General features: G+C 57.3%; 30 protein-coding genes and 2 pseudogenes. All 32 read right to left on the bottom strand.

What is annotated here, in order from left to right:
• Positions 1-36: 36 nt before the first annotated feature.
• A complete protein-coding gene (locus CKW31_RS30385; protein ID WP_371856756.1) occupies positions 37-909 on the bottom strand; it encodes a methyl-accepting chemotaxis protein in 873 nt (290 codons plus the stop codon).
• Positions 895-1,950: pseudogene (locus tag CKW31_RS30390) on the bottom strand (methyl-accepting chemotaxis protein); the annotation flags it as partial. The pseudogene CKW31_RS30390 and the gene CKW31_RS30385, both read right to left, overlap by 15 nt.
• A gap of 401 nt (positions 1,951-2,351) precedes the next feature.
• Positions 2,352-3,143: pseudogene (locus tag CKW31_RS15430) on the bottom strand (DNA adenine methylase); the annotation flags it as partial.
• A gap of 154 nt (positions 3,144-3,297) precedes the next feature.
• Positions 3,298-3,792, bottom strand: coding sequence for a lysis system i-spanin subunit Rz (locus CKW31_RS15435; protein WP_176469893.1), 495 nt, complete (start codon positions 3,790-3,792; stop codon positions 3,298-3,300).
• Complete coding sequence (locus CKW31_RS15440; RefSeq protein WP_095096550.1) at positions 3,789-4,226, bottom strand: cell wall hydrolase; 438 nt, start codon at positions 4,224-4,226, stop codon at positions 3,789-3,791. The genes CKW31_RS15435 and CKW31_RS15440 overlap by 4 nt, the downstream gene beginning before the upstream one ends.
• A gap of 58 nt (positions 4,227-4,284) precedes the next feature.
• Positions 4,285-5,325: a phage late control D family protein gene (locus tag CKW31_RS15445; protein ID WP_095096552.1), complete on the bottom strand. Its 1,041-nt coding sequence runs from the start codon at positions 5,323-5,325 to the stop codon at positions 4,285-4,287.
• A gap of 59 nt (positions 5,326-5,384) precedes the next feature.
• Positions 5,385-5,591, bottom strand: a complete 207-nt coding sequence (locus tag CKW31_RS15450; protein ID WP_095096555.1) for a tail protein X — start codon at positions 5,589-5,591, stop codon at positions 5,385-5,387.
• Positions 5,566-6,411: a phage tail protein gene (locus CKW31_RS15455; RefSeq protein ID WP_095096557.1), complete on the bottom strand. Its 846-nt coding sequence runs from the start codon at positions 6,409-6,411 to the stop codon at positions 5,566-5,568. The genes CKW31_RS15450 and CKW31_RS15455 overlap by 26 nt, the downstream gene beginning before the upstream one ends.
• A 9-nt stretch (positions 6,412-6,420) precedes the next feature.
• On the bottom strand, positions 6,421-9,051 hold the full coding sequence (locus tag CKW31_RS15460) for a phage tail tape measure protein (protein WP_095096559.1): 2,631 nt from the start codon (positions 9,049-9,051) through the stop codon (positions 6,421-6,423).
• Between the two features lie 150 nt (positions 9,052-9,201).
• Positions 9,202-9,525, bottom strand: a complete 324-nt coding sequence (locus CKW31_RS15465) for a phage tail assembly protein (RefSeq protein ID WP_095096562.1) — start codon at positions 9,523-9,525, stop codon at positions 9,202-9,204.
• Between the two features lie 9 nt (positions 9,526-9,534).
• On the bottom strand, positions 9,535-10,038 hold the full coding sequence (locus CKW31_RS15470; protein ID WP_095096564.1) for a phage major tail tube protein: 504 nt from the start codon (positions 10,036-10,038) through the stop codon (positions 9,535-9,537).
• A gap of 12 nt (positions 10,039-10,050) precedes the next feature.
• Positions 10,051-11,235, bottom strand: a complete 1,185-nt coding sequence (locus CKW31_RS15475; protein ID WP_095096566.1) for a phage tail sheath family protein — start codon at positions 11,233-11,235, stop codon at positions 10,051-10,053.
• Positions 11,236-11,337: 102 nt separating this feature from the next.
• Positions 11,338-11,799 carry a hypothetical protein gene (locus tag CKW31_RS15480; protein WP_095096569.1) on the bottom strand — a complete coding sequence of 154 codons (462 nt, stop codon included), beginning with the start codon at positions 11,797-11,799 and terminating at the stop codon, positions 11,338-11,340.
• Complete coding sequence (locus tag CKW31_RS15485; RefSeq protein WP_095096571.1) at positions 11,800-13,347, bottom strand: phage tail protein; 1,548 nt, start codon at positions 13,345-13,347, stop codon at positions 11,800-11,802.
• A complete protein-coding gene (locus tag CKW31_RS15490; RefSeq protein WP_095096574.1) occupies positions 13,344-13,949 on the bottom strand; it encodes a phage tail protein I in 606 nt (201 codons plus the stop codon). Before CKW31_RS15490 ends, CKW31_RS15485 begins: the two co-directional genes overlap by 4 nt.
• A 1-nt stretch (position 13,950) precedes the next feature.
• Positions 13,951-14,832 (bottom strand): baseplate J/gp47 family protein, encoded by an 882-nt coding sequence (locus tag CKW31_RS15495; protein ID WP_095096576.1) that lies wholly within the window; start codon positions 14,830-14,832, stop codon positions 13,951-13,953.
• Positions 14,829-15,155 carry a GPW/gp25 family protein gene (locus CKW31_RS15500; protein WP_095096579.1) on the bottom strand — a complete coding sequence of 109 codons (327 nt, stop codon included), beginning with the start codon at positions 15,153-15,155 and terminating at the stop codon, positions 14,829-14,831. The genes CKW31_RS15495 and CKW31_RS15500 overlap by 4 nt, the downstream gene beginning before the upstream one ends.
• Before the next feature lie 5 nt (positions 15,156-15,160).
• Entirely contained in the window at positions 15,161-15,424 is a 264-nt protein-coding gene (locus CKW31_RS15505; protein WP_095096581.1) for a hypothetical protein, read from the bottom strand.
• A 57-nt stretch (positions 15,425-15,481) separates the two neighbouring features.
• Positions 15,482-16,042 carry a phage baseplate assembly protein V gene (locus tag CKW31_RS15510; protein WP_095096586.1) on the bottom strand — a complete coding sequence of 187 codons (561 nt, stop codon included), beginning with the start codon at positions 16,040-16,042 and terminating at the stop codon, positions 15,482-15,484.
• Complete coding sequence (locus CKW31_RS15515; protein WP_095096589.1) at positions 16,039-16,536, bottom strand: hypothetical protein; 498 nt, start codon at positions 16,534-16,536, stop codon at positions 16,039-16,041. Before CKW31_RS15515 ends, CKW31_RS15510 begins: the two co-directional genes overlap by 4 nt.
• Positions 16,529-17,194, bottom strand: a complete 666-nt coding sequence (locus CKW31_RS15520; RefSeq protein WP_095096592.1) for a phage tail protein — start codon at positions 17,192-17,194, stop codon at positions 16,529-16,531. The genes CKW31_RS15515 and CKW31_RS15520 overlap by 8 nt, the downstream gene beginning before the upstream one ends.
• Positions 17,191-17,505 (bottom strand): hypothetical protein, encoded by a 315-nt coding sequence (locus CKW31_RS15525; protein WP_095096595.1) that lies wholly within the window; start codon positions 17,503-17,505, stop codon positions 17,191-17,193. Before CKW31_RS15525 ends, CKW31_RS15520 begins: the two co-directional genes overlap by 4 nt.
• 2 nt (positions 17,506-17,507) lie before the next feature.
• Complete coding sequence (locus CKW31_RS15530) at positions 17,508-18,503, bottom strand: major capsid protein (RefSeq protein WP_095096598.1); 996 nt, start codon at positions 18,501-18,503, stop codon at positions 17,508-17,510.
• Positions 18,504-18,566: 63 nt separating this feature from the next.
• A complete protein-coding gene (locus CKW31_RS15535; RefSeq protein WP_095096602.1) occupies positions 18,567-18,914 on the bottom strand; it encodes a head decoration protein in 348 nt (115 codons plus the stop codon).
• 2 nt (positions 18,915-18,916) lie between these two features.
• On the bottom strand, positions 18,917-20,056 hold the full coding sequence (locus tag CKW31_RS15540) for a head maturation protease, ClpP-related (protein WP_095096605.1): 1,140 nt from the start codon (positions 20,054-20,056) through the stop codon (positions 18,917-18,919).
• Positions 20,053-21,534, bottom strand: coding sequence for a phage portal protein (locus CKW31_RS15545; protein WP_095096608.1), 1,482 nt, complete (start codon positions 21,532-21,534; stop codon positions 20,053-20,055). The genes CKW31_RS15540 and CKW31_RS15545 overlap by 4 nt, the downstream gene beginning before the upstream one ends.
• Entirely contained in the window at positions 21,534-21,740 is a 207-nt protein-coding gene (locus tag CKW31_RS15550) for a phage head-tail joining protein (protein WP_087265328.1), read from the bottom strand. The genes CKW31_RS15545 and CKW31_RS15550 overlap by 1 nt, the downstream gene beginning before the upstream one ends.
• Positions 21,741-21,811: 71 nt before the next feature.
• Positions 21,812-22,786: a terminase gpA endonuclease subunit gene (locus CKW31_RS15555; RefSeq protein WP_095096611.1), complete on the bottom strand. Its 975-nt coding sequence runs from the start codon at positions 22,784-22,786 to the stop codon at positions 21,812-21,814.
• On the bottom strand, positions 22,787-24,808 hold the full coding sequence (locus CKW31_RS15560) for a phage terminase large subunit family protein (protein ID WP_095096614.1): 2,022 nt from the start codon (positions 24,806-24,808) through the stop codon (positions 22,787-22,789).
• A 4-nt stretch (positions 24,809-24,812) separates the two neighbouring features.
• Positions 24,813-25,376: a hypothetical protein gene (locus CKW31_RS15565; protein WP_095096617.1), complete on the bottom strand. Its 564-nt coding sequence runs from the start codon at positions 25,374-25,376 to the stop codon at positions 24,813-24,815.
• Positions 25,377-25,565: 189 nt separating this feature from the next.
• A complete protein-coding gene (locus CKW31_RS15570) occupies positions 25,566-25,856 on the bottom strand; it encodes a phage holin family protein (protein WP_095096620.1) in 291 nt (96 codons plus the stop codon).
• A complete protein-coding gene (locus tag CKW31_RS15575; RefSeq protein WP_095096623.1) occupies positions 25,849-26,217 on the bottom strand; it encodes a putative holin in 369 nt (122 codons plus the stop codon). Before CKW31_RS15575 ends, CKW31_RS15570 begins: the two co-directional genes overlap by 8 nt.
• Positions 26,218-26,401 lie beyond the last annotated feature (184 nt).

Below are 26,401 nucleotides of genomic sequence, written 5' to 3' on the forward strand. Positions count from 1 at the left end.
CCTGCAAGGCTCGATCCGAATTCGAGCTTCGCCCTATCAGACTTTAAATTTGTCTGTCATCTCTTGCAACTGGGCGCTGACTCTGGCCAGCTCAATACTTGAGTTAGCCGTTTCCTCACTTGCCGCTGCCGTCTGATCAGAAATATCCCTCACGTTAGTTACACCTTTCCCTATTTCTTCCCCTACATTGCTTTGCTGTTCGGTAGCGACCGCTATTTGCTCGTTCATTAGTTCAATTTCATGAACCGACGTAGTAATATCTCGCAGCATCTCACTAGCCTGCCTAGAAAGCTCGACGCTACTGTCGGTTAAAAGCAAGTTTTGCTCTAGCACTTCCGTCATATTTTCTGTACTGAGATGCAATTCTTTGATAAGAGCGGCGATCTCATCTGTCGACGTGCGCGTACGTACCGCCAACCCTCTAACCTCATCTGCGACAACAGCGAATCCTCGCCCCGCTTCGCCCGCCCGCGCAGCCTCAATGGCTGCGTTTAAAGCCAGAAGGTTTGTCTGTTCCGCCACCGCCTTTATCACGTCTAGCACACCACCAATACTTTGGGTATTTTCCCTGAGAGCAGCCATCGCCATTTTGGTAGTATCCATTTCACGGGCAAGCGCTTCTATCTGAATGCGAGTTTTTTCAACAACTTGCCCACCTTTCAAGGATAGGTGACTGGCGCCTTGAGCGTTACTTACCGCGCGAGCTGCATTCCTGGACACCTCATGAGTTGTGGCAGTCATTTGCTGCATCGCGGTTGCAATATGCTCTGTTTCCAACTTTTGAGCATTGACCCCCGCGCTGGTTTGCTCTGTTACAGCCGACAGCTCTTCGGCAGCGCTCGCTACCTGTACAACGCCATCTTTCATCTCACCAATCAAGTTTCGTAGCTCCGACGCCATACGGAACATGCTACCCTGAAGAACACCCAACTCATCCCGACGAGTGGGTACTGTGTTGTATGTGAAATCTCCTTTTGCAATTATCTCAACAATCTCAACGGTATCCTTGAGTGGCTGAACGATCGATCGAGTGATAACCCACGCAGCAAGCAAACTCAAAACAACCGACGAAAACAGCCAAAGCACAAGCTTCTGCTGCGCATCTGTTGCATCAGAAGCCCTAAACTCATTCTGGATAGCTGTCATTTTGTCTGATACATCAAGCAATATCGAAATATACTTAGTAACCCCCTCTTGAGCCTCGTCAACCTTAGCTTGGACCACAATCAAACTTTCGAATTTAGAACTGTAATCTTTTAGCGCACCTTCCAACTTAACCAGCTTATCTCCAAACACCTCGGTTCTTTCCAGCTCTATAATCTGAGCGAGAGATTCACCTATTAACTTTCTAGCAGCCTCTTCGGAATCCTTGCTTGGCGATGCCGTGTAAGCACGAAAACCAACACGCATCTTTTGTATTGCAAGGAATGTTAAGGGTAGCTTTTGCCGGTCTTCAAAGCTGCCATCTTCCCTATTTGCAAAATTGGCAAAATCTACTAGACTCGTGTTGGCCACTTCTGCCGAGTTTGCTGCAACCGCGCGAATTTTCTCAAGCTCCTGTGTACTTTCAACCGTCTTCTGATAAAAAATACGATAATTTCGGATCGCCGCTTCTGCATCCGCAATAAGAGCTAAGTTGGTGGACACTTTAAAGTTAGGCGCAATATTTTTTAACTGCTCCTCAGTCCGCTCTAACGCTTTCGACCACTTTGCAGCCTGTACATCATCGGGCTTTTTCAAATACACTAATCGCTCAATTCGCATATCTCGAGCTATCGAGCTAAATTTTGATATATCCGCAATTCTGTCACTGCGATTTTGCAATATACCTGTTGAACTCCAGCCCGTGTACGCCATTAAAAAAATCATGCTAAGAAGGAGAGCAAAACCGAGAAAAAGTTTTGACCTAACAGCCAGATTGCCAAGCAACGCTCGTGCAGCTATGAACATAATAAAAACCTTGAGAATAATGACAGTGCACTCTAGTTATCCGCGGTCGATCATATACCGAAAAACTGAAACTAGAGTCTAAATACTTTCAATTTATTGAATGCACACCAGATTATCTGAATTTATCATTTGTATGATGACCGTATGATGGGGGGGGCGATCAAAGTAATGCGATGATCACGATAAAAGGTTATTGGCATGATAAGCAGCTCAAGGTTGGGTTTACGCCGTTCCATGGCCAGTCGCTATTTATTCGACTCACACTGCCAAATCTATAATTTTTTAATTGCCATGCCGACGAGCGGTAGATCCGTTCATCGGGAAGTTACCGTTCGCGCTTCCCCTTGCAGCGGCATGGCAACAGAGCCGACAAGTCTCACAGACTTCGGTGCATTCGCTAGAAAAAGCCCGCCCAAGGCAGATGGGTCCCAGTTCATGATCACCAGCTCACCAGATAGCCCCGCCGCGCCTTGCCGCTGGTTCGTGGTCGTATAGCGAAGGTCCAATGTTTCGAAATGGAACCCGGCAAACACCCGCCTTATGTCCGGATGATCATTGATGCTGACCATCACCTTGCCTTTGCAGCGCCGCATGAAGTCGGCCATTCGCTCGTAATTCTCGAAGGTGAAATCGACGCCATACCCTGTGGTCTTCCAATAAGGCGGATCCATGTAATGGAACGTGTGAGCACGGTCGTAGCGCTCAGCGCACTCCAGCCAGGGTAGGTTTTCAACGTAGGTGCCGGACAACCGTTGCCAGGCTGCTGACAAGTTCTCTTCAATCCGAAGCAGGTTAATCGCCGGTGCAGTCGTTGCGGTGCCGAAGGTCTGGCCCGATACCTTGCCAGCGAAGGCATGGTGCTGCAGGTAGAAGAATCTGGCAGCGCGCTGAATATCAGTGAGCGTTTCCGGCCGGGTCATCTTCTGCCATTCAAAGACCTGGCGTGAACTGAGCGCCCATTTGAACTGGCGGACAAACTCTTCAAGGTGATTTTGGACGACGCGATACAAGGTCACCAGGTCGCCGTTGATGTCGTTCAAGACCTCAACGGGAGCTGCCTGGGGACGCATGAAATAGAGGGCCGCACCTCCGGCGAACACTTCAACGTAGCATTCATGAGGCGGGAAAAGAGGAATGAGGCGGTCGGCCAGGCGACGTTTGCCGCCCATCCATGGAACGATAGGTGTGGACATTAATTGCAAACCTTTACTGTATGGATAAACAGTTGCTAGACTCCGCTCCGCTTTGTGCACGAAGCGGGAGTCTTGGCTGGACTTGCAGGAAAAGGGCTGCGGGTTCGGCGTTCAGTCCGGATGTTGACGCATCCGGGCTGATCGCTCCTTTTGATTACTCGACCTGCCCGAGGCAGACCGTTCTGACGTACTGCTGCAGTACGCTCAGTTGCCGGATGGCGTCGTCGCCGTCTGTTGCGGTATGGAGAATTCTTTCTGCAATCGCTGGGTCAAGTTCGGCTCTACCCTCTTCATCAGGCTGGCCGGTGGGGCTTGGGGCGGTTCGCACAGCGGGACAACTGGCTTTGACGTACACCCGCTGAGCGCCAGTAGCGACAGCAGCAAGCAGGGGTTTATTGGTTTCATCGGCTTTGGCTTGTTCCTGAGTGTGCTGCGTGTCGAGATCGAGCAGCAGCTTCTGGGTTTTCTTTCGTGATTCATTGGCAGCGGTAAGCTGCTTTACCTTTTCCCGTTCGGCATCACGCTCAAGCGTGACCGCATCGCGGACAGCCTCCACGGTTTCAAGGCGAAGGGCCAGATAGGCAACACCTACCAGTAACGCCACCAGCACCCACACCCAAGCAGGAGCTAGCTTCAGGACGGCCGTCACGGCACATCCCGGAAGAAGATGTGACGGCCGAGTTTTAGCGTTCGCTTGGCGTAGGCCGCCCAGTCCGGAGCTTTTGGCATCGTGGTTGAGTAATAGTGAGTTGCGCCGCCAGTGGGATCGGGCTGTTTGCCATCGATGACGATTGCCGCCGCCTGACGGGCCTGAGCGAATTGAGCCGGTGGGATCGGCACTGCCCCGCTCAAAAATGGAAAGTTAGGATCGTTCTTGTTCCAGCAACTGAACTGCCAGGCCTTCTGGCACACGCCGGTATAGCCCTCCCCCCACCAATCCGGTTTGCCGTCGTTGTGCAAATCCAACTCCACGCGGTTGCGAATGGACCAGGCTACGGCAATCTGCCCCGCTAACCCTTCCCCACGGGCCTCCCCCCAAAGCGTGCGCGCGAGGATGTCTCGATCCTTATCACTGATAATCATGGTTTCTCCAGACGAAAAAAAACCGTCCATAGAACGGCTTGGGTGTTGTGCTTACTCGTTACAGCGCGACAACCTTTAGCGCTTTGTCGGTTTTCTTCTTTTTGCCCTTAGCGTTGGCCTTGCCCTTTTTGCCACCGTTGCACTCGACGGTTGTGGTCCAGCCCGACTGCGTGAACACCTGCTCAACCGAATCGACCAGGTAGCTACCGTCCAAACCGACCTTGAAGCCGCGAGCATCGATCTCGCGCTCAGCGACCAGATCTGTCCGGCCTGCCATTTCCAGCCGGACCCCGGCCGTGGATCGGTTGAACCCCGCCAGACGTGCCTTGGCGGCGGCCTCGGCTGCGCTCTTGTTGGGGTGTATGTGTCGGTCGGTATGGATGGGCGGCAGGCCGTCGGTACTGTCCTCATTGTCGAGCTTGACCGTCACGAGCTGGCCTTTCTTGTCCGCGTATGACGCCTTGACCGCCGACTTAACGTTGTCGTCACCGAGACGGAATTGCCACCGGCTGACATCGCTACGGTTGATCACAACCACACCCAGACTCTTACCACTGGAACTGACGCCGCCCTGACGCGGCAGTACGATCAACTTGCCGTCAGCGACCTTGGCCGTGCAGTCGTATTGCTTAGCCAGGCGCGTGACGAAGTTCAGATCCGACTCGCTCAACTGGTCGGCTCGCTCGACAAGGGTCTGCACTGTGCATTCAGGTTTCCAGCCGTTGCGCCCCGCGATATCGGCAACAATCCTGGCAAGGCTGACGCCCTCCCAGCTTCCGCTGCGTGTGGTCTTGGCGCTACTGCGCGTGTCGCTGGACTTGCTGCGCACGACAATGGTGTCAGGTGGGCCGGACACTTCGATTTCATCCACGGTATATCGGCCGATCAGTGCCAGTTTCTGCCCCTCATAACCCAGGTACACCTCCGTTTTTCCGCCGCGTTTAGGCAGATTAATGGCCCCGTCCCGGTCATCGAGGCGCAATTCAAAGTCGTCAGCACTGGCCCCGGGCTTGTCGATCGTTCGCACCATCAACATGCGATCATTGATCAGAGCGGTGATGTCGACACCGTTAGCGACGATCTTGTAGACAGGCTTCAAGGCAAACTCCAGAAATAAAAAACCCCGCACAGGGCGGGGTTTGGTGTTGCGGATTAGCGTCAGTCCCAGAGGGTGACGGTCGTGTCGGTACTGACCGCAATGTCGGGCAGCGTGATGGTCAGCCCGGCCCGGAACGGTTGAGGCTCATCCGAAAGGCCCTGATTGGCGTCCAGCACCGCCTCCACCGTGCCAATCAAATGCCCGTAGTAGTGCTGACAAATGACGTCCAGGACATCACCATCAGACGTTCTGCATGTCGTCGCCATAGCGCACAAACTCCAGCGTAAAGGCCTGCTTGCGCGGGATGCCGCCTTGCAGCAACGCGCTCTGTTCTTCGTTGAGGTTCACAAGGCACCAATTGCCCAGGACTTCGCCATAACCCGTGGTCAGCATCAGCGGCTGGAGCTTCTGCCCGATGCTGCGCAGGGTGTTGAGCTGTTTCAAACCGCCCTTGAAGCCCGGGAAGATCGCACCCTTGATGGTGATTTTCTCTTCCCCCATACCCACCGCCTGCTGCGCCGGACGACGCGTAAGACGCTCTTGACTGGCCCAGCGGAACGCCGTGGTACGGTTCAGTTCATCAAAGGCGGCCGTGTCGAGGTTGAAGAAGTAAGGCGGCGTATTCGGCGTCAGCGGCTGCATGATCAGCAGATGTGGAAACGGCTTCACCGCCTCCGGCGCGGGCGTGCCGTTGGGCGCGATATCGGCTGTCGAGAACGGCGGCGCGCCGTCCGGATTGATCTTGGCCGCCACCGAGTTGACCGCGCTTTTGAATCGCGCCGTCTGCTCGCCCAGGGCACCAACGCGCTCTTGCAGCGCAGCCGCCGCCCGGGTTGCCTTGCCATACATCGCGGCCGCCTGCCCGATCTTGGCCTGTGCCATGCTCACGGCCCCTGTAATGCGTTTCAGCTTTGCGCCAATGGCAGGCCCGACAAAGGGAATCCCTTCCAGCTCATCCGCTGCGCCGGTCATGTCGCCTATGGCGCTATTGATAGGCCCCAACATGCCATCCATGCTCTTGCGGCCAGCTTCGCCCGCTTTGACCATGGATTTAAAGCCAGCCTGAGCGCTTTCCAAGTACGTCATACCCCCCCCTTAGAACACCGGTTGATCGCTCATATCACGACGCGCAACCTGCTGCGCAGTCGTAGCCAGGCGGCGTTCAATCTCAGGCATCATCTGATTCACCAGCGCAGCCGGATCTTTAGCGTCACCCTGCACAATGATGCTAAACGTCGGTGATAACGTGATTTTCTGATCGATCTTCGGAGCCGCAGGCTTCTCCGGCACCGCTTTAGCAGCCGCCGCCAGCGTCGCGACCGGCGTTTTAGTGTCGGCAGCTTTGAGCGCGCTCGATACGTCCGCAAGGCCCGGCATTGCCGACGACGCGTTACGCGTAACGAGCGGCCCGTTAGGACCGAATGAACTGCCCATGCTTGCCAGACTGGGCACAGCTGGCCCCGGCCGGTCTTTCATCAGCAGCGGCGTTATCGGTGCCGAGTTACCGACCACCGCCTCCGAACCACCAAACAAAGACTTGCTGACCGAACCGCCCAATGCTTTACCACCCACGCTGCCCAAGGCACCACCGATCATCGCGCCGATAGCTGTACCAATGATCGGCACCACAGACCCGATAGCCGCACCGGCAGCGGCCCCGGCCAACGTACCCACAACGCCCCCGCCCGCTTCGCCATAACCCTCGACTTTTTCGTCCTTGGTTTTGGCGTTGTCGTACACGTCCTTGGCGTCAATCAGCCCGTCAAACAGAGCCGCAGGAATGCTGCCCTTGCCGATTCCCCCCCGCAAAGCACCGAGGGCGGACGAAGACGGGACTATGGACGCTACAGCTGGAACGGCAGCCTTCGGCACGGACGTCGGGGGCTTCCAGCCACTGAGCGACTTGGGGGCCTCCACAGGGCCGCCACCGGCATACACACGCATGCGGGGCTTGGCTGCCGAATCACTTGCGGCCGTGGCGGTTACGCCTGCACCGCGCCGACGCCACCCGCGCTTACCCTTGGTCTTGGTCTTTTCACTGCCGCCGCCCAGATCCGGACCACCACCGCCCAGACCACCGAGGCCACTGACCACCGCCACTTTCTGCACGACGTTGGGATTGCCCATCATCGAGCCGCGCCCAATGTTCACAAGACCTTTAACGATCTTGAAACTGTTATAGGCCGCGCTAATACCCGCGATGGCCGCCCCCGCCCCCAGCAACCCCGTGACCAGCGCGGGGGATTTATCGCTGACCGCAGCAACGCCCTTGGCGATAGACGTCAGACCGGTCGACAGCGTGTCAGTCAGCGGCCGAATTGCATCTCCGGCGCTGCGCAAGGCATCGTCCATGGCCTGCCCGGTTTCTTTCCACTTCTGTGCAGATCCGTCGCGCCGCTCATCCAGGTTCTTGTCCAGAATCCCCGAGGCGTTGCCGGAGTCCTTTTTAAGTTGCTTGTACAGATCCTTGTTCTGCATGTAAGCCGTCAAAGCCGCTTTAACCTGCATGTCCGCGAACAGGTCGCCGGTACGCATCGACTCTTCGAAGGCATTCATCATGGCCTTGGCTTTCGTCGGGTCAGCTTCCTTGCTGATCTTCGCCATGGCTTTGGCCATTTCCGCCGCTTTCTTCGGGTCAGTCGCCTCGACGTACTTCTGCGCCAGGGCAAAACTAGCCTCCAGCGTCGACATACCGTTTTGCATGCCGCCGCGCATCGATTTCTGGTAATCAATGCCAGCATCCTTGTAGGCCTTCACCACATCGCCAGAACCGATTTTCTCCATCCAGTTCTTGAGGTTGTTGGCCGCCTCGTCCGAACTACCGGCGGTTTTCATCTGGACCTGAAGCATTGCACCGAGCTGCGCTACCGCGTCATTGCCGGTAATGCCCAGCTTGCCCATGCCTGCCAGTAGAGTTGGAAACCAACGCGCCATATCGGCCGCTTCGAAGCTGCCCGCCTGCCCCTGAAAGGCAATCGCCTCAAGGGCCTTCTGCATGGCCTTTGGGTCGTTGATCTTGGCGTTCTGCCCCAGCGCGTTGATCATCGCGGCCGTATCGGCACCACCCGCGCCCTGCCCCACAACGAACTTGGCCGCCACTGGCGCGTAAGCCATGGCCTGTTTCAGCTCCATACCGGCACCGACCAGGGCGTTAACCGTTTCGGCAACCTCGTTGCGAGCCAGACCGGTATCCCGCGAAGTGCCGATGATGGTTTTGGCCATCTCTTTTTCTTCGTCTTTACCGGCCACACCAGCCTTGATCGCAATGTCACGGATCACAGCCCCGAACTCGGCGCTGACCCTGGTCGGCACAATCATCGTGGCCGACGCTGCACTGGCCGCGAGCGCAGTATTGCGCAGCCCAACCGCGCCCTCTTTCATCTGGCCCTGACCGGTCGACTTGAGTTCGGCTTTGCGCGCCTGCCGTCCAGCCTGTTCGTAAGCCTTGCCGAGGTTTTTCACCTCGACACCCTGTCGCCGCAGGCTTTCAAGGTTGGCATCGAGCTTGCGCCGCAACCCATCGGCCGTAGCAGATCCGCTCAAATGCGCCTTGCGCCATTCTTCCTGCAGGCGCTTGGTTTCACCGATCACCGATTGCAGAACCTTGGCCTTGCCCGCAGTCGATTCAAGACGCTTAACACGCCCCTCGACGTCCTTGAACGCCGCCCCCACAGACTTGCTGACTGCGCCATCAATCACCAGGCCTAGCGCTAATTCCTTCGCCATGCTGTCGCCTCTTGATTACCGTCCACGCGGAAAACAGCTCAATCCCTAAGCCACCACCACATTTCGAAAAACGGCATCGTTTCAATCTCGGCCAAGGAGAACCCAGTTTCCTTAGCCATACGCTTTGCCATCAGCCGCAACAGTGAAGGATCAAACCTCGTCCTCTTCGACCATGCGAAAGTAGCCGGTCTTCACGCGCTGATAGTCCTTTAGCGTGAGGCCCATGAGGTCGTTTTCGCCAATCGTGGCAAGGCTGGAGAACAACATGGCATCAACGGCCAGTTCGTCGGTAGGGTTCGCCTGCTGACAGGCTCGCACCTCACGCACGGTCGGGGAGCGCATGACGATCTTGTCCGACTTGACGCCGTTCAGTTCACTGGGCGTAGACAAGGTGATGATCACACCGGAATCGGTGACGACCAGCCACTTTGGTAGCTCGTTCAGGTTGGTGTTTGCTTTGGCAGAAGTGTTCATGTAATCCCCTTACAGGCCCAGCTGGTTGCGCATCTGAATGAGTTGGTCGACGCCGTTGATCACGCGCACCGAATTCAAAGGATCAAGTTCGTACATCACGGTCCCGTCAATTTCGAGCTTGTAGTACGACACGCCGATGTTGTACTTGAACTCTGCTTTATCACCCGGCTTCCAACTGCCCGGATCGACCTCTTTGAGCATGCCGCGAATAGTCGCGATGACGCCGACAAACTTGCCCTTCTGACCCTTGAAAGAACCACGAAACGAGGAATTGAAGGCGGTGCCATCGACCAGCCCGACGTATTTCAAGGCTTCCTTGCGTACACCGTTGCAGCTGAACGAGGCCTCCATCTTCTCCATGCCCGTGTCCATATCAACCTCGCCATCCGCGCCGCCAGGCCTGTAGCCCTCGGTCTTGACCGTCACTTTCGGCAGGGACAGCTCAGGCACATCGCCGTGGAAACTAATACCGTCAATGAACAGGTTTGTATTAAAAAGAATCTCAGGAATCATGGTGCAGGCCCCTTAGGAATTGGCGTCGAGCACTTCGGTCAGCCACTGGTTGGTGACTTCAACGAGGAAATTAGGGTTTTCAGCAGGCGGCACGTCCGTGAAACGGATGATCCAGAAAACCTTGCCCTGCTCGATCTGGCTGGCCGTGTTGCGCTCAGGGTCCGGATAGACTTCAAAGTTGATGATCGCGCCTTGGTTTTTCAGGTCGCGCATGAAATTCTGAAGGCCTTCCGTCACGTCCTTTACGTAGGTCTTGTTGATCGGGCGGTCTACCGCCCACTTGTGCCCGTAAAGGATCGCGTCCATGACAATGTCCATGGTCCGCACACGGGTAACAAAGGACCACTTCGAGTCGCTGGACTGAGTACGGTTGCCCCACAGGCGGTAGCCGTCGTCACGGATGATGGTCGTAATGTTGGCCGCGTTGAGCAGGTTGGCCCGGCAGGTCTCGTCACCGTCCAAGAACTCGACCGGACGCGTGGTGCCAGTAACACCGACGAACTCTTTGTTCGACGGCGACGCCCAGAATCCAAACTCGCTGTCTGTCCAGGCAAACAAGCCAGCGGTGTACGCCGAGGCCGGTGCGTCGACGGTCGCGTTTTTGGTCGTATCCCAGAACTGAACGCCCGGATCAACGAGAAAGATTCGCTTGCTGCCGAAGTTCTCCGCGTAGGCAATAGCGGCTTCGTCTGTGGTGTTCGGCCCGTCGATGATCGCAATGGCGCGCAGCTTCGCGGCCAGCCCGTCCATGGCGGTGGCCACCGGCAATGTCGCGGAGTGCCCGGGCGCGATCAGCAATCGCGGCTGGGCATTGAACTTGCTCTTGCCATCCAGCAGACCCTGTAAGCCAGTACGCTGACCGTTAGCCAGAACCCCACCAATAATGGCCGAGGTTTGCGCCGCCGCGTCAGTGCCCAGGGTGACGCCGCACGCGACGATCACCGCCTTGGCACGCAGAAACACCGCTTGGCAGGCCTTGGTGATAGCAGCATCAGCGCCCCATGCTGCAATGGCTTCGCTTTCGCGAGTGATCAGCTTCAGCTCATTGGGGTTCGCGCTTGGTACACCACCCACCAGCGGCCCCGGGGTGAAGGTGTCGCACAGTCCGATAATCGAACTCGACGGCAACGAAATAGTGCGTGTTCCGACGTCCACATTCGTGACCGTGACGCCGTGAAAAAAACCGCTCAGACTCATAAAGCTTTTCTCCAGAAACGAAAAAACCCCGCTGGGCGGGGTTGTGTGTGATGTCTGCGTTACGCGTAACGGAAAAGAAAACGCCCCGTCAGTGCGGGGCGTTTATTGCGCCAGGGAGGGAAGCCAACTTGGTACAACGGGGCGACTATCAGCCCAAGGAAAATCAGCAGCCTCTGGCCAGCCACGCAATAACCTACGGTATGTCTGCAACTCGACGTATTGATCCGCGGTTAGAGTAGTAGGAGACCCCTCCTCCACTTCATCACGGTGACGCGTGACTACGCCGTCAGTAGCGGACAACTGCGCGTTGCGCCACTCGCGCTCAATATCAGCCATCTGCTCGACAGACAGCGGAGGCGGGTCAATGAGTATCGGTAGTCCCGTCTCAGGATCGGCAGCGACCACCAGCGGCGCTTGCGACTTGAGCGCGAGCAGCTGCTGCCAGTCTTCCGACGGCATTTGCACGACGTCGGTCGGCATGTCGGAACCATGCACGTCGAGGAAGTAAGCGCCCAGCGTGCTTGGACTGAAAAAGACCACGCCTTGCGGCTGTAGCTGTTCCATTTAGTTTCCCCTAGCTCGGTAATAAACACCCCAGTTCGCCGAAACGGCTCCCTGCAAGTTCTTGATTCGCATCTGTACGCCTGTTTTTGTAAGCGTTCCATATACCGCAATTACAGGAGCAATGTCGCCGCCAAGGTGCATAGCGATCAGAGATCGACAGGCATTTGGCCACGCCATAGGGAACGTCACATTGATATTTCCGTTAGCATCACTGACCCCATACCCCCATTGCTCATACATGCCCTGCGCTTCGCGAGACCAACCGTTATCCCCATTTACCGACGCAAACATAGGCGTATAAGGAAATGTCGCCGAGCCAGACGCGAAGTAGGAAGTCCCCTGCAACACAACATCCAAGGACGATCCGGCAGGAACGGCAATGCTTCCGAAAGGAGCGGTAGCAATAGCGCCAATCTTGTCAGCTCCCGCTGGCACAACTGTCACCACGGCCGTACCCACGTTTCTGAATGTGATTACAGCACCGTTAATCCCACTAAGAGAGGGCGGCAAAGTAATAGTGAAAGGTAATGATGAGTTAAATAAAACCAGATTACCGAATTGAGCAGCCGATAAGTTTGCAGCCGCGCTATAGATGGTGACGCTGCTGTAATTGCCCAATGCCCGCTGGACGAATTCCGTCGTAGCCAGTTTCGTAGTGCGATCAAACTGAGGTCGCGTTATTGCCGTTGGAGTCCCCACAAACGCCGGAGAGTCAATCGGCGCGTAGCCCTGCGTAACGTCCTGAAACGTCAGGCCCGTCGCACCCAGGACAATCACGCCGTCTGTGACTAACTGCCAACGAGAGTCGGCCAGCGTAGCGCCCTGCTCAACCGATACGACCATTGCAGATGTCACTTCGGCGTCGATATCGGCATCCGCCGCTCGCACCCATACGCCACCTCCGGCGATGTACAAGCCATTATCCTTGGCGACTGCCTGATTTTTCACCAGAACCCGATCGCCCGCCGCTAAGGCAATTGAGTCGATAGTCTGAAGCCCGGCCAGTGCAATGTTGGCCGTAGTAGCTACCCGCACCGACTGCTTGCTGTCGAGCTTGTAAAGCTCCTCCAGCACCTTTGCATCGACGTAGGCACGAGTCGCCAGCACGACGGCCGGGTCAATCTTCAGCTCTACGTTACCCGCGTTGGTCACGATTATGTTCAGGCGGACGATTTGCGTCCGGCCGGAACCCTGGACCAGCAATGGCTTGAACGAAGGCGCACAGTTAGCCACCGCCACGAAATCACCGTCAGCGTCATACAGACCGATTTCACGAATCCAAAAACCGCCAACGTCGGCCGGAATCACCTGCTCGGCAATGATCACCGACGCGTTAGCCGGGTCGATCTTGAGCGTGTTCAATGGAGCGCGGCGCACCTCGTTGATCAGCTTGGTCTGTATCACGGACGGAACAGGATCTGCGCCATTTGCATCACCAATCGCCATGTGCGTGATCTTCCAGGGCAAGCCCAGCGCATCAGCGTTCGCCTGCTTGGCCGCGCCGACATTGGTCAGCGTGGCAAAAAACTGTGAGTTCAGATTAATCATGAAAAAACATCCAAGGTATCGGTAGAGGTTTCACGTCCTACCAGACCGAAAGAGCCTGTGACTTCGATGTCACGCGGCACAGGTGGATAGACGTCGATTTCGTCACCCTCATAGAGGCAAGCCGACATGTACTGGCGGCCTGTACTTTCCAGACTGATTGCCAGCCCGGTCAGGTGTCGGGATACGGGTTTGGCGTCGTCGATCAGCAGCACCAGCTCCTGATAGGTTTCTTCACTGATCCCCGTTTCGAGAACGCCCACCTCCAGCTCAAAGGTGGCAGGCTCGCCCTCCGGCACCTTCTGCCACCACTCGATGACATTCACCAGATAGCCCAGAGGCTCGACCACGCGCCGAATCGCGCCAATCGTGCCCTTGTGCTTATGGATGTAATACGAGCCGCTGATCGCAGCTCGCTTGACCGCTACAGGCCATGTATCCACCCACCGGTCTACCGAGCACTCCCACGCCAAAAACGGCAGCAAGGGCACCGGGCACGTAATAGGGTCGTAAATAGATCGCAGCGGGGCCGGAGTGACTTCAGCGGTCGCACCCTCTATGGCTCGCTCCAGCGGCGTACTGTTGTTCGGCAGCAGACTGCTCATGTCATACCCCCAACGTCACGCTGACTGAGGAGCAGTAGGCCGCTTGTTCCTTGGTGGGCCGGATGTCGTCCCAGCCCACCAGCTCGACGCGACGAATCCCCGCAACATGCAACTGGGCATCAATTGCTGAACGAGCCACTTCGACGCCCAGCCGCCGCCTTGGATTCATCCACTTAGCCAGGCGCTCCTGAGCATCGGCCAACGCCGCCTCACTTTCGGAGCCGGTGCCAACCGGATGAAGAATGGCGGTGATGGTGTAGGGGATAATTTCTGCCCCCTTCACCGTGAGGCGGTCGCCCAAAGGCCGCACATCCTCATCACTGAGAGCAGCGCGCACGGTATCCAGCAACGCATCATCGGCCGAGCCATCACCCTCAAGACCCAAAACAGTGACCACCACAACAGCAGGAGACGGGCTTTCTGCCGTGGCATCCGCCACCAGTCCGGAGGCGTTACGCGCATGCAGGATGTAGCTGTTGCGCGGCCCGGCCGTGGATAGGCCTTCCCAGCTCATCTGGATACGTTCGCGAAACGGGTCATCCTCTTCCAGTACCTCGGCTGTCGGAGGCGACGTCGTGAGGTCTTCAGCGACCACCACAAGACGCTTTAGGTTGACCCGAGCGCCCAACTGATCGAGATCTGATTTCTTGGAGTAGGCCAGCATCAGCGCCTTGGCCGCGTCATTGACCCGCGCCCGATTGCTCACCTTGTTGTAAGCGGCAAGCTCCAGCAGCTTGACCACCGGATCACTCTCAAGCTCGGCATTCCACCCCTCGCCCATCAACAGACGAAAGTTCGCAAGCTGCTCGGTGTAAATATCCTCAAAGTCCAAGGTTTCCAGAACATCCGGGGCCGGTAGCGATGACAGGTCCACAATGTTCATGCAGACACCTCCAAGAGCTTGCTGTCGCCCAGGTACTCAGCAACGAGCCTGAACGTGATTTTTCCGTTGAGCACCGCGATAACCTGAATGCTGCCGATCTTCACTCGCGGCTCCCAGCGCCCTAATGCCCGCGCTGCCTCGGCCTGCACCGCGCCTTTCCAGCCCTCGTTAACAGGCAAGTCGACATAACGGCGTATACCGCTGCCGTATTCAGGACGCATTCGTCGGCTGCCCAAGGGGGTCGACAGAATGTCTTCAATGGACTGCCGCAGATGCTCAAGGCCACTGATCGGCTTGCCGGTGCGGCGATCCATTCCGATCATTCATGTCACCCCGGCAGCGGCTCAAAATCATCGTGAGCTTTCAGGAAAGTCAGCAGCTCGGATGTGCCTGCGGAGATCTGACCTTTTGTCACCCGCGCCTGACCGCCATCAGGCAAAATCAAGGTGCGGGAGGTGAAAACCTTGTCGCGAAAAATCGGGGCTGGCACTACTTCTGCTGGCATCATTTGGGAAACAACCTGCACTGGTTGCACAGCTGAGCTGTCCGTGCTTTCCGAACTTGGTTTATCGGTCGTTTTGTTGGCAGCCATCGGGTTTCCTCCAGGCATAAAAAAACCCGCTCAAAGCGGGTACTCATTGGGAATGCATCAGTGCTTGTGATTCGCCGTGTTGCCGCCGGTGTCGATGATCTTGCCGCCGCCGCTGATATCGCCCGTTACGCGTAACGGCCCGTTGATTAAGGTAGGACCATCCAGGGTGATTGCGGCAGACTTCACTGACACGGCGTTATCCGTTACGACAGCCGTGGACCCGCCGACCTTGATGGTGACGGTGCCGGTCGGCAGCGTGATTTCATACGTCTTGGCGTTCCAGTCGTAAACCAGTGAGCCGCCGTCATCAAAGCGCCAGACCTCGACGTGATCCCGGTTGTCCGGCTGGGCACCGGCATCGCTATACAGTCCAGGAATAAACCGCCCGAGACCGGGCACGCCGCTCGGATTGATCAACGTACCCTGTTCGTTCAGGCTCGGCGCTCGCCAGTGCCGCGCCTTACCCGCTGCAACGCTGTGCCAACGCACCCATGGACTAACCCAGCCACGCGATTCAACGCGTACCTTGCCCGCGACCAGATCTACCCCCACAACGGTGCCGGGCATGATCATGGCCTGAATCATCCGGTCGTGTTCGCCCAGGGCTTCGCTGCTCATAAGGCTACTTCCTCGCCCTCGACATCCAGCACCAGAGTAACTGGGGCAACATCAGGCCACGGCCATTGCTCGACCCCGAGGTATATCTGCTGAGTCCACTCGACTTTCCAAACGGTGTAGCCATCAAGTTCAGGCTTGGTCCAGTCGGGTCCTGCCTGTATGAACTCCGCGGCCTCAACATCATCAAGCCCCCAGTATTGCGCACGCAGCAGAACAATAAGCTGGGTGACCAACTGCGCAACGTGATGGTGATGGCCGCTGACCTCTGACCCCACAATGAGGTAAGCCTCTAATCGACAGACCATACCCACACGGCCCGTGCCAGGATCGGTACCCGGCTCAAGCTCAGCGAGTTCCAGAAACAGCGCTGGCAGATGAACCCGGTCGCGAATGTCGGGCCAGGTCGCTACCGTTTCCAAACCGAGCAACTGGCTACCGAGTTCACGCTCAATGGTTGAAAACAACAAATCAAGGGTCAGCACGACTTCATCCACCGCCGCTACCTCGCAGATATTTTTGTAGCTCGAAATTCAGTTCCTGCCTGAGGACTTCCAACAATCTGGCGTCAGCCTTGCGTGTCCAGCTGTTGAACAAGGGGCGGACGTCCTCAAGTGACACTTTGGCTTTTGCCAAAGGGAACCGGGTGCCGTGCTCGGCGATCCAGCCGGAGCTCGGCCCGCCGCCGCCTGACACGTCGCTATTCGGGTAATCATTCGCCGCGAAATGCTTGCTGGCCGTGCGTATCCAGATATCTGCGTTGCTGCCGTAGACCCGCTTGTAAAACGCCCCGCTGTAGCGTCGACGCCCCACGGACACGCCCGACTGTGTCTGACGTGCTCGCCCGGTTCGGCTGGCTTCCAGCGGGTTAATGCCAAACCACAGCTTGCCTTGCTGCTTGCCTGCTTTGACCGAATAGGCTTTGAGGCGCTGACGCACAGCACGCATGGCGATCCCCTCTTTGCGACCCACATCACGAGCGATGTGGGTTCGCAGCCAACCGAGGGTTTTGTTGATGGCCCGGCGCTGAGCATTGGCAGCAGCCTTCGGCATCATCTTGGCGAAGTCAGTGAAGGCCTTTAAATCAGCGTCGGATGTCTGAATGGTGATCAGCGCGCTGCTGGAGGTTGACTTGTAGAACGAACCAATGCTCATGGCTTAAGCCTCAAGACCAAGGCGACCAAGCCAGCACCGTCAGGCTCCGGCCGAACCAGCGTGTATTCTCCGCCGCCGTCCATGGCTGGCAGATCGATGGTGACGCTCTGCCCCTTCTCGACCCCTTCGACGTCACCAACGCGAATCATGAACGTCGGCTCACGCAACCCGGTATTCAAACGTCCGATGTTCGGCTGGAGCCAAGGCGCTGAGAACATGCCTAAGACCGGACGCCCTTCGATAGAGCCAGAGTCGCCCAAGGTTTCGAACACGGTATCGTCGACCGCAGCCACTAGATCCCTGAAGCCCATGTTCAGAGCGTCAGGCGAATAACTGCACGAGGCCGGGTGCAGATATGCAGCGGGTTGGACTGGGCCTCACCGGCCACCCCCTTGGCAAATGGTAGCAGTTCGAGCTTGCTGTAATAAGGCAGGCCCTGCGTGTTGACCGTTTCCATGTAGTCGGCCGGTGCATACACCGAGAGGAACATCTCAGGGACACCTTCTGGCACCAGACGCGCTTCGTCATCCGCAACGAAGGCAATGCCACCGACCTTGCCGCGATAACGCTCCCAGGTGATGCCACCGAATTCGAAGGCTTCACGGCCATCACCGCGCAGGGACGCAGCTTGCTGACTACCTTTATACGTCTCGACCACAGATGCATGACCGATCAGTTCTTTCCAGAAGGTCTTGCCACAAAAGGCGCGAGATCCCATGGTGGTGACGTTGCCGAGCGCGTCTTCCTGCATGTCCAGAGCCTCCACGCATTGCGCCTGGACTAGAGACTTAGGGTCGGTCAACTGCATTGACATACTTTGACGTTCAACACCAAAACGATCATAGATGTCGAGCAGCACAGCCGTGCCATCCGCATCCAGGACCTTACCGTTAATAGCACCCATACGATGAAATTCGTGGGTGGCATCCAACTGGCGACGAGCTTTCAGCAGTCGCGCATTGACCATGTCCTGAACCGCTTGCAGCTCTGTTTGTGTCCCGAAGGCACGAACGCCTTGGATCTCATCAGCTTTAATAGTAAAGCGTTGAGGCAAATGCACGGTGTTGAACGGCAGCAACACGCGCTTACTGCCATTGACCACCAAGCCGGAAGTACCACGCTCGCCTGCAGGAACGAGCGCCAGCTTATCGCCGTCCTTCTCGATCTGCACGGTGAGCGTGGCCACGCCCTCTTCTGCAAACAAGCCGAGATCGGCCAGTCGCCCCGGCACGTATTCCTGTTCGTTGATGGCTGCGGTCAATGCGGCAACACCAAAGGCGTCGTCTTCAAAAATGGCGATATCGGCCATGGGGTACTCCAGAAATAATAAACCCCGCACTTGGCGGGGTTAGGGAAAAGGATTTAGGCAAGCTCAGCGGATGATGATCTGTTTGTCGTTCAGCGCCTTTTCTGCATCGAGGTCCAGCCCCGTCAGTAACGCCTCACTCACCTCTGCCATCCGAACCACCGCACGTCCGCGCCGGGTGACGTCGGACACGCCGAGGGAGGCGAACAGAATGCAGACGGCCTTCTCGGTGCCATCCTCAGCGTCCGGAGCATAGGCCGCGAACTCTCCAGTGGCAGCGACCTGCCCGAGTACCTGCCCAGCAACCAGAGCGGCACCGGCGACCACAGCGATTGCTTCGCGAGAGATATTGCCGTTACCTTCGCTCAACAGGAATTCACCGGCGTGTACCGGCTCTTGTTTGATATTGTTCATGCTTATGCTCCTTTACGAGAACCAGCTGCTGCCTGCCGACGAGCAGTCCAGATCGAACTGGGGTTGGGTAACTGCGCCAGAACCTTGCCGGGTTTATCCGTATCGATAGGCAGGCTGTTGTCGATTTCAAATCCCTTGCCGCTGCCGACTATCTTGTCGAACAGTCGCGCCCGAACGGCCGCAGCATCTAAGCCTGCGGCGACATACTCGGCGCTGAACTCAGGCAAACGGGCCGCAATACACAGATCGTTGACGGCCTTCGCCCGTGCTAGGCCCGCCTGGACAATGGCTTCGCTTTCCAGCTTGGTGGAGCGGAGCAATGGTTCAACCAGATTGCTAATACCCGCCTCCGTGCAACACTGGGTGATCATCAGCGCCAACCTGGCAGAGTCAGAAACCGGCAACACCGCAGGCGGTTCAACCGGCTCCGGTTCCGGCTCAGACTCGAGCGGTTCTTCCAACTGCGCCAACAGTTCAGCCGGTGCATTCTGGTAGCGCTGCAATGCCGAGCCTTGACCCAAACAGGCCTTGACCTTGACGCCCTCGCCCACTTCATCGGCCAAGCCTAAGGCGACCGCCTCACTGGCCGTCAGCCAGGTCTCAGCCGCCACGAGCCGCCGTAGTTCGACCTCGTCGACGTCAGGTGCTTTAGCCTTGTATGCAGCGATGATCGCCTCCATGGTCTGGTCGAGCACGTCGGCCACCTTGCGGAAGTCCTCGGCATCCCCAGCCGCATACGTCCATGGGTTATGAATCATCAGCATCGCGTTGGAGGCGATGACCACCCGGTGCGCGCCGCACACTGCAACGCTGGCAGCACTGGCCGCCAGCGCATCAACACGGCCGGTGCAACGTTCACCCAGCCGTGACAGTGCGTTGTGAATGGCCAAGCCGTCGAAGAGGTCACCACCGATGCTGTTGAATGCAACAACCACCGGTGACGTGCCGTCATCCATAGCGCGCAGATCCTGCACAAACTGATTAGCAGTGATGCCCCAGGTACCGATCTCGCCGTAGACGAATACCTCGATCACACGTTCGGTAGCTTCGCCTTCGGCCTGCACGGCGTACCAGCTTTTGTCCTGAACCTGGACTTGTTTGCCTGCCCGGTTATAAACGCGTGGTCGCGCTTTCTTACTCATGGTTGCTCCTTCTCGTCGACAACAACTAAGGCGTCGAGAGTGCTGTAATTGAGGCCGAGGTCTTTGGCCCGTTGAAGGTCAGCGGCGTTTTCCGCATCCACCGTTTCGGCGTCATAGCCCGTGCGCAGGACCATCTCGCTGCGTGAAGCAAAGCCCGCCCGCACTTCCATTTGCCGTGCCTGAACGTCTTGCACCGGCTGAATGTAAGCCCAGCCTTGCGGCACCCAACGCGTGCGCAGGTATTCGCGACGACGCTTGGCGTAATCGGCCAGCACCAGCGCGCCCGAGAGCACGGCCATATCCATCCATGCGGCCCTCACAGGGCGGCAAAGCTGGTGCACGTAGACACTGAACTGAAGCTGTTCCAGTCGACGCCGGAACTCGTTGAGCACAACCCGTAACGCCCGGTCGTTGATCTCGCGCATGTCGCCGGTGAGGATCTCGTAAGGCGTGCCGGTTCCTGCTGCTGCAGCCATCAGTTGCTGCCGCATGAAGTCGGGGTAGTTGTTGCCCGCATCGGGCGGTTTGGAAAACTCCACCTCCTCGCCCGGCCCCAGCTCCTGCATGGTGCCGGGTTCGAGTGCGACCATCGGCGTGAAGCCGTCCCGGTCCAGGCTCAATGGCTGGCCGGTGACCGGATCTCTGGGCACAGGTCCCGAGTCCGGTGCCGGTCGGCTGATGAAACCTGCGAACAAGTTGGCCACTTCCTGACGGAACAACACGGCGTCATCGTAGTTATCCAGACTTCGCAGTCGCTTGAGCACCGGCGACAATCGCGGCACGCCACGCAGTTGACCTGGCTCTACCGGTTCGAAGATATGCAGCACCTGAGCCGCAGGCACACGCACCAGTTGGTTGTAACCAACGTTCAAGGACGTTGAGTCGCGAGGGTGCGACAGGTACATCCAGAACGCGACCCGCTTACCGTCTGGGGTGAACTCGATCCCGGCGCGGATGATGTTGCCGTTTCGGGTGGTCTCGAACTTATCGTGCGGGACGAATTCCGGAGCCAGAACCTGCAGTTGCAGGGGGACCGCCAGCCCCTCTTCAAGACTGCGAGGACGCAAGCGAACAAAGCATTCACCCGACGTTTCCACCGTGCGGGCAATCAGCGCCTGCAGGCCGTAGAAGTCGGTACGCTCATCGGCGTCAGCTTCATCGACCCAGTCGTCCCACAGTTCCTGTTGCAGCTTGCGGAGTACTTCATCGTCTGTTTTCGGTCTCGGCGTAATGCCTGTCCCAATCAGATTGCTGACGCGCTTATCGATTACGTTGAAGGCGTAGGGGTCATTGCGGACAGCTGCCCGGGAGCGTGAACGCAGATTGCGCAACGCCGGTGTGTTGATGCTGTTGATTCCGTTGTCGGGAGCATCCCAGCCAGTGGTTCGACGGCCCTCCCCGGCACCTTCGTAACTGGCCTTGATGTTCGACGGCAGCAAGAATCCGTTACGGGTAAGCGTCGGATACTGTCGAGCCATCAGATTCCCTTGCCCCCGTGACACAGCCGGACCACGCGGGAGCGAGGACCGGCAGCATTAACCAGCGACGAGCGAATCTCTTCACGAGCCTTGAGCAGCTCATCGACCGTGCGGTATTCAACGGTGCGGTCGGTGTAGCGAACAGTTTTTTCACCGCGAGCGATGGCCGCCTCAACTGCGTCGAGGTGCTTCTGGGTAAATGACATATCAGCGTCTCTTCAGATGACGGATCAAGGTGCGTTGTGCAACATCAGCGGGGAGGTCCGGAAGAGCCGATTTACTCGCCGGTATCGTCCCAGACCTTCGCGAGAAAAACGTTGTAGAACATCCGCATGATGGATGGGTCTCCATGAAGCTGTTCTTCCTTGGCATGCTCATATTGCTTGGCCAGCCGTCCCCAGCCCCACCAACCGGTAGGTGCATAAAGCGCATTTAGATGAAACCCGACAGTTTCACCGTCGCCATCTGCATGAGAACGCCATTCGCCCTTAGCGAGCATGTCACCCAAATGCTCTTCTTCAATCGCAGCGCCACAGTCGGGCCTGAAACATGAGTAATGCACTTGGTGAAAGTCAGAGGAATATTGCAGCCGCTCCCAGTCCAACGTCTGCATATGACTGCAATGAGAACACGGCACGTAGTAATGACGCTGATCACTCTTCGAGAACAGGACATCAATACGGGAAGTAGACTTGACCGTTGGCACGCCGGAGAAATAGAACTTCGGCCTCATGATCGACGTGTCGTGACAGCGCTCAGCCGCCTCTACCAGATCGATATCAAACTCTGTATCTAAAGGCCAGTGGTCTATCTGCTCAGCACAAACATAATCCGCAGGGAATGACTCGAAAGCCAAAGAAGAGGCACTGATTAAGCGAAGCGATCCACCTTCATAGCTCTTTTCGCATGGATCACCGCGTCGGGGCCACCGCTCACGAAGTATTGGACTGGCGGTAAAACAGCCATTAATACGGCGAGCCATACGGCGCGCATGATGTCGTGACGGCAGGAATACCAAAATGTTAGACGGTGACTCGTCAACCAGACTGCCTAGCCAGTTGACAGCAACCTGGGTCTTCATCAACTGAGTAGCGGCCATTACCACGACGCGCTTGCAGGGATGATCCATTGAAAGGCAGCGCATCGGTTCGCGGGCGTAAGGTGTTCTCTGAACAAGATACGGTCCCGGGTCGGTGCTGATTGCTGGAGGAAGATACATGTGCTCCGCAGCCCACTCATCTACATAAGTCATTTAGCGTCTCTTCAGATAACCGCTTGTTGAACTGCGGCGTTGAGGTGGCGGTGCTACTGGCCGTGCTTGCACGACGGAGGCAACCGGTTGCGGATCTGGTTGTGAAGCACTAACTGGCGCTGTTTGTGCGACGTTGCTGACACGCTCGCCCTGAACCGGCTTGATCACCGGCACGTCGTCGAACAAACCAGACTGAGCCAAGGCTTGGCGTACCCTTTCCCAGTCATGCTCCTTGTAGCGATTGAGGCCCAGGTAATGCGCCATAGCCAGGCAATACACCATCAGGTCGAGCGCTTCGTTGCGCTCGGCCTTACCCTTGACCCACTCGATACGCTTGTGGCCTCGCACGTAACGGGCAACTTTGCGCTCTGCAACACACTGGTCGAAGAAGTCATCGGGCAAGTCATTGGCAAAGTGCAAAGCACCCGGGCCGGATTCAAACTGATACCGGTTGTAGATCCAGTCCTTGGCCGTGTCGGTACCGACGAACCATAGCTCGGCACCGTTGCGCTCGGTCTGTCCCTTCCAGGTTACGTCGACCATTGAGGGCCGTTGAGCAATGACAGGCTTGCCGGGCTTACTCGCACCCTTAATGGCGAACACATTGCGCCAACGACGAACCCGACAAAACTGGTAAACCTCATCGGTGTGGTGACCGCCAGAGTCCACGGCGACCGCAAGGATGCCAAGCCCAACGCTGCACGGATGGCGATACTTAGCCTTGAGTAATTCATCCAGCGCCGCCCATGTGCGTTCATCGGCGGGGTCGCCTGAGACGATCTGATAATCAACGACCCAGCGCTCCATGCCCACGCCCCAGCCCATGGCCATGAACTCCAGGCGATTGGCTTGAACGTCGACTGCACCGGTGATCATCAGCACCGCTGCTGGAAGCGAACCAAGCGTGAAGCCTTCCAAACGCGCCCGCTCTTTTAGCACCGTAGCCTTGGTTTGCTCCTGTGCGCTGTCCCAAACTTTCGCCAGACGGGTGTTGTAAAACACCTGCATGGGTTCAAGATCACCTTTGGCCTGGGCTTTCTTGGCCTTCTCGAACTGCTTTGCCAGCGACTTCCAATCCATCCAGCCCAGCGGCGAATAAAGCGCGTTGAGGTGGAAGCCCACCGTCTCACCATCGCCCTCGGCATGGCTGCGCCATTCTCCTCTGGCGAGCATCTCGCCCTTGTGGTATTCCTCGATTAGCACATCACATTCGGGGCCTGCGCACTGATAATGCGCAATGCGGAAATCCCTCGAGTAGTGCAGTCGCTCCCACTCCAAAACCTGCATGTGACCGCAGGTCGGACATGGCACGTAGAAGTAGCGTTGATCGCTCCCCTCGAACAGGTCAGAGATCCGCGAAGCGCCCTTGATCGTCGGGGAGCTGGAGAAGTAGAACTTGGCATTGCGGCCAAACGTACTGCCCCGGGTTTCAGCCAGTTCAATCGGGTCACCCTCCTCGCCGATGTCCACTTCCCAGCGGTCGATCTCGTCACCGTAAACGTAGCGCGCAGACAGTTCGGAGAGATTGGCCGCCGAGCCAGCGGTGGTGACGTACAGCGAGCCACCCTCAAACTCTTTGGTGTCCATGGTGTTGCGCGAGTCCCTCGACCGGCTGGACGCAACACGTTCGCGCAAAACCGGCGTGGCCTTGATTGTCTTGCCGATCCGCGACGAAACCCGCTTGGCCAGACCAAGGCTGGGCAGCAGCGTCAGGATGTTGGACGGTGCCATATGGATCAGACCGCCGATCCAGTTCAACGCGATCTGGGTCTTCATCAACTGCGAAGCCACCATGGTGACAACGCGTTTGCAGCGGTGCGATGGGGACAAACATCGCATCGGTTCACGTGCATAGGGAGTCCGAGAGGTACGGTATTGGCCAGGCTCAGCGGCACCAGTATCACGCGGTATCCGCATGAACTCATCGGCCCACTCATCCACCCAAAGCGCTGGCTCTGGACGTAGCCCACGAAAATACGCCTCGCGGTACACCTCTGCACCGTTGGCATATTCAGCAGGCATAGGCTTAGCTCATCATTGTTAATGCGTGATTGAAATCTTCGGTCGCTATACGTTCCGCGTCTTCAAGTGCGCTGCGAAGCTCGTGCATCAGATGCTTTTCGACATCCCAAGGATCTCCCATAGCCGATAGCTCGGGGGCAAGCTTTGCGGGCAACGCTAGGAGAAGATCACGCACCATACGACCCGATGAAAAAGCAGCCTCATCAACAACTAAGCGCTCGACTAATTCACCGTTTGTGTGGCGGACCTCAGTTTCAGCTTTCTCCGCCTGTGCAATCGCCAGGCGGGTTCGTGCTTTTTGATAGTCCGGCGCAGCCGTGGGAAGTCCGGCTGGTGACACATGGGGAAATTCAGGTTCTCGCTCTTGAGGGTTGAGGACCATTGGGACCTTGCCGAGCGTGTTAGTCCGGGAAGGATCGCTGGTCATCGCGAGATACTGATCGGTCGCTTCAACATCTACCTTGCCGTCCAAGGTTAGGACCAAGCGACCCTGCTGGGCGAGTTTGCCAACGTATTGGCGGGACCAGCCCTTAGTGTTCGCATATTCAGTGCGACTCAAAATGGTCATGTAAACCTCCTGTCAACCAAGGGCTGTCAACCACCGTCAACCGCTGTCAACCAACGTGGTAAAACCGGCCACTAACACTTTCCCGCGGGTTTGCGACCCCGTACCCCCGGAATAACCCCAGGGTCCCCGGCAGTTTTGGGGGCTGGCCGAGGGTCGCGGCCCTGCAACGCTGTGCTCCAGCCAAGGCTTTCACCCAACCTTCCAGACCCGAGCCAAATTACCGCTGCTCTGATAGACCGAACCGACGAATACAGCGAGGATTAAGACAAGCGGCCACGCGGTAACCTGCACGACCAACATACCCTTGCCGATGTACACCATTGCCGCACCGGCACTGGCCATCATCAACCAAGCCAGACAACTCATGTCCCGACGGAACCGCGCGCCTCTCCGGCGAAACGTGAACAGCCGTATGAACAAACTCATGCACAACCAAAAGGTGACTTGAGTGAGAAGTGCGGCAATCAGTGCATCATCCATCCTGACCTCCAGGCTGCTGGGCGTCGAATCGTCCCCGCCGCTTGATCGCGGCAAGTGCAACGGTCACAACCAGCACCGCAGCACCGAACGCCGCAGGACCCGAGTACTTGAAGGGACGAATGCCCCAGACCTCGAAATCCACCAACGCGGGTGCGAATAGGTAGCCCATTACGAACGAAACAAGCAGGAATACGAGACGCTTCCAGACCGGTAATTCTTCAGTGGTGGTGAAGAACACTAATGCACCGGCTAGCGCGCCGATGGCGGCCAGAGTGTCAATACCCGTTAGTAACCCGGCGAAACCTGCTCCGGCCGCACCGGCCACCACGACAGACGCGGTCGTGCTCGCTGGCTCGCCCATGCTCGTACTCCATTGCATTCACCCAAGGGGCGGAAATAAGAAACCCCGCCGAAGCGGGGTTGGTGACGGCCGGGGAAGGCCGGTGTTGCATGCACAGCACGTGCTCTGTCGGCGACTTAGACGCAAATCGCATATCGTGGCGCCTTTGTACCTGCGTTCGGAAAAACCGAAAAGTGCTGTTTAA

The sequence above is a fragment of the Pseudomonas sp. Irchel 3A5 genome, from assembly GCF_900187575.1.
GTDB classification, from domain to species: Bacteria; Pseudomonadota; Gammaproteobacteria; order Pseudomonadales; family Pseudomonadaceae; genus Aquipseudomonas; species Aquipseudomonas folii.

What these genes read in the sequence shown, in the direction of transcription:
- CKW31_RS15550 (WP_087265328.1), bottom strand. Translation starts at nt 21,740, where the DNA reads ATGTCATTTACCCAGAAGCACCTCGACGCAGTTGAGGCGGCCATCGCT.
- CKW31_RS15440 (WP_095096550.1), bottom strand. Translation starts at nt 4,226, where the DNA reads ATGATTATCAGTGATAAGGATCGAGACATCCTCGCGCGCACGCTTTGG.
- CKW31_RS15455 (WP_095096557.1), bottom strand. Translation starts at nt 6,411, where the DNA reads ATGACGTACTTGGAAAGCGCTCAGGCTGGCTTTAAATCCATGGTCAAA.
- CKW31_RS15560 (WP_095096614.1), bottom strand. Translation starts at nt 24,808, where the DNA reads ATGCCTGCTGAATATGCCAACGGTGCAGAGGTGTACCGCGAGGCGTAT.
- CKW31_RS15545 (WP_095096608.1), bottom strand. Translation starts at nt 21,534, where the DNA reads ATGGCTCGACAGTATCCGACGCTTACCCGTAACGGATTCTTGCTGCCG.
- CKW31_RS30385 (WP_371856756.1), bottom strand. Translation starts at nt 909, where the DNA reads ATGTTCCGTATGGCGTCGGAGCTACGAAACTTGATTGGTGAGATGAAA.
- CKW31_RS15565 (WP_095096617.1), bottom strand. Translation starts at nt 25,376, where the DNA reads ATGACCATTTTGAGTCGCACTGAATATGCGAACACTAAGGGCTGGTCC.
- CKW31_RS15475 (WP_095096566.1), bottom strand. Translation starts at nt 11,235, where the DNA reads ATGAGTCTGAGCGGTTTTTTTCACGGCGTCACGGTCACGAATGTGGAC.
- CKW31_RS15485 (WP_095096571.1), bottom strand. Translation starts at nt 13,347, where the DNA reads ATGATTAATCTGAACTCACAGTTTTTTGCCACGCTGACCAATGTCGGC.
- CKW31_RS15460 (WP_095096559.1), bottom strand. Translation starts at nt 9,051, where the DNA reads ATGGCGAAGGAATTAGCGCTAGGCCTGGTGATTGATGGCGCAGTCAGC.
- CKW31_RS15500 (WP_095096579.1), bottom strand. Translation starts at nt 15,155, where the DNA reads ATGATCGGAATGGATCGCCGCACCGGCAAGCCGATCAGTGGCCTTGAG.
- CKW31_RS15520 (WP_095096592.1), bottom strand. Translation starts at nt 17,194, where the DNA reads ATGAGCATTGGTTCGTTCTACAAGTCAACCTCCAGCAGCGCGCTGATC.
- CKW31_RS15570 (WP_095096620.1), bottom strand. Translation starts at nt 25,856, where the DNA reads ATGGATGATGCACTGATTGCCGCACTTCTCACTCAAGTCACCTTTTGG.
- CKW31_RS15495 (WP_095096576.1), bottom strand. Translation starts at nt 14,832, where the DNA reads ATGAACATTGTGGACCTGTCATCGCTACCGGCCCCGGATGTTCTGGAA.
- CKW31_RS15505 (WP_095096581.1), bottom strand. Translation starts at nt 15,424, where the DNA reads ATGGCTGCCAACAAAACGACCGATAAACCAAGTTCGGAAAGCACGGAC.
- CKW31_RS15555 (WP_095096611.1), bottom strand. Translation starts at nt 22,786, where the DNA reads ATGACTTATGTAGATGAGTGGGCTGCGGAGCACATGTATCTTCCTCCA.
- CKW31_RS15535 (WP_095096602.1), bottom strand. Translation starts at nt 18,914, where the DNA reads ATGAACAATATCAAACAAGAGCCGGTACACGCCGGTGAATTCCTGTTG.
- CKW31_RS15540 (WP_095096605.1), bottom strand. Translation starts at nt 20,056, where the DNA reads ATGAGTAAGAAAGCGCGACCACGCGTTTATAACCGGGCAGGCAAACAA.
- CKW31_RS15480 (WP_095096569.1), bottom strand. Translation starts at nt 11,799, where the DNA reads ATGGAACAGCTACAGCCGCAAGGCGTGGTCTTTTTCAGTCCAAGCACG.
- CKW31_RS15490 (WP_095096574.1), bottom strand. Translation starts at nt 13,949, where the DNA reads ATGAGCAGTCTGCTGCCGAACAACAGTACGCCGCTGGAGCGAGCCATA.
- CKW31_RS15470 (WP_095096564.1), bottom strand. Translation starts at nt 10,038, where the DNA reads ATGATTCCTGAGATTCTTTTTAATACAAACCTGTTCATTGACGGTATT.
- CKW31_RS15525 (WP_095096595.1), bottom strand. Translation starts at nt 17,505, where the DNA reads ATGGGCTTCAGGGATCTAGTGGCTGCGGTCGACGATACCGTGTTCGAA.
- CKW31_RS15450 (WP_095096555.1), bottom strand. Translation starts at nt 5,591, where the DNA reads ATGGCGACGACATGCAGAACGTCTGATGGTGATGTCCTGGACGTCATT.
- CKW31_RS15465 (WP_095096562.1), bottom strand. Translation starts at nt 9,525, where the DNA reads ATGAACACTTCTGCCAAAGCAAACACCAACCTGAACGAGCTACCAAAG.
- CKW31_RS15530 (WP_095096598.1), bottom strand. Translation starts at nt 18,503, where the DNA reads ATGGCCGATATCGCCATTTTTGAAGACGACGCCTTTGGTGTTGCCGCA.
- CKW31_RS15510 (WP_095096586.1), bottom strand. Translation starts at nt 16,042, where the DNA reads ATGAGCAGCGAAGCCCTGGGCGAACACGACCGGATGATTCAGGCCATG.
- CKW31_RS15575 (WP_095096623.1), bottom strand. Translation starts at nt 26,217, where the DNA reads ATGGGCGAGCCAGCGAGCACGACCGCGTCTGTCGTGGTGGCCGGTGCG.